Source organism: Mesorhizobium sp. M7D.F.Ca.US.004.03.1.1, from assembly GCF_003998635.1.
Taxonomy (GTDB): domain Bacteria; phylum Pseudomonadota; class Alphaproteobacteria; order Rhizobiales; family Rhizobiaceae; genus Mesorhizobium; species Mesorhizobium loti.
The window spans coordinates 1-1,444 of sequence record NZ_RZQG01001226.1; the positions used below are offsets into that span (position 1 = coordinate 1).

Here is a 1,444-nt window from a genome sequence, read left to right on the forward strand (position 1 = left end):
GCCGAAATCGTGTTCAAGCCTGTCCATTATCATCATCGCCGAGCCCAAGGCGCCCTTCGCGCGATATCGCCAAGATTCCACTTCCTGGCGTTTGGACCTCCCGCTGGCACCCGATCCTATCAATTTCGCTGTCGGAGTTTCGCCCATCATTACATGCAAGACAAACGAAATTTATTGCCGCTTTAGCACAAATATTTTGCATCATAATTTCGATTGCGACTGGTGACGCGGCCCTTCCCTTTTTCTGATTCGATATGCATTTTGACGGATGAAGCCGCCGCGCCCGGACCGTCTTGGCTTTCAACAGGCGGTGATTTCGCTCCCGAAAGCGGTCCAGCAGGAGATTTTATGATGATCACTGGTGCTCAATGCCGTGCCGCTCGCGCGCTGGTCGAATGGACCCGTGAAAAGCTCGCAGGCAATTCAGGGGTGGACGCGTTGATCGTCGAAGAATTCGAGCGCCGGATCAGCCTTCCCGGCCAGGATGTCTGCGACACGCTGCAAACCACGCTTGAAAACGCCGGCGCCGTTTTCATCGCCGAGAACGGCGGCGGTATCGGCGTTCGCCTGAAACTCAACCGCTCGGAAGTCAAGCGGATCGGCGTTCTGGAGAATGAAGGCGGCATCGTCGGAACGGACGCCGTTCCATAGGCCCAAGGTCTTCGGAGCTCGATGGATTCACGCTCACATCCATTGCTGGACAATTCAGACCCCGCTCAGATGGGAAGGCGCAAGCAAGGAGGCCCTCATGACGGTTATCTGGGACGATCTCACCGAGGAGGAACGAACGGCACTCAAGCGAATGAACCGCGGACCTTACCCGTCTCTATCGAAAGCCTTGGCCGAACGCCTTGTCTTCCTCGGACTGGCGGAAGAAAGACCGGGCGGGACCGGGATAAACAGGGCCGGAAGAGATCTGGTGATAAGAACGGTGCTTGGTGCCCGCTCTGACTAGTTTAGGATTGAGGCGCGCCAAGCTGCATCAAGGGGCTGCCTTGACTTCCCGGATTGCTTCACCAACTATGGTCTTATGAACGCCGCAGTCAAAATTCGTCGCGATTTTCTTTTCCGGGTTTGCCCCATAGCGGGAATGTAGCCCCCGGCTCGGCTGCCTTGCGCGCCCCGAGCCGAGGGGTGAACATGTAAAATCGACATGTGACATTGGCGCAGGGTCGCATCGGTCCCTGCAGCATCGGCGCATTCAGCAATAAATTTCCGTCGCACCGACTACCGTCGACGATCCCTTGGCGGGTCCCGGACGCGAGGCAGAAACATGAGTATTCAAATGCAAGACAACACGAAAACCCGGCGCAAGCCGAACATCCGTATCTCGAAGTCGGACCATGCGCGTCTGTCGGCGGTTGCGAGCACCGTGGCCGCACGCAACCCCGAGGCTTCCGATGAACTGCTCGCCGAACTCGAGCGCGCGCGCATCGTCGCTGAT

2 protein-coding genes are annotated in these 1,444 nt (G+C 57.5%); both read left to right on the forward strand.

The window, feature by feature from the left end; translation table 11 throughout:
* On the forward strand, nt 1–226 hold a 226-nt coding region (locus tag EN935_RS41600), incomplete at its 5' end, for a hypothetical protein (RefSeq protein WP_206534662.1).
* Between the two features lie 35 nt (nt 227–261).
* Nucleotides 262–651 carry an XRE family transcriptional regulator gene (locus EN935_RS35820; RefSeq protein ID WP_245468960.1) on the forward strand — a complete coding sequence of 130 codons (390 nt, stop codon included), beginning with the start codon at nt 262–264 and terminating at the stop codon, nt 649–651.
* Nucleotides 652–1,444: the final 793 nt, after the last annotated feature.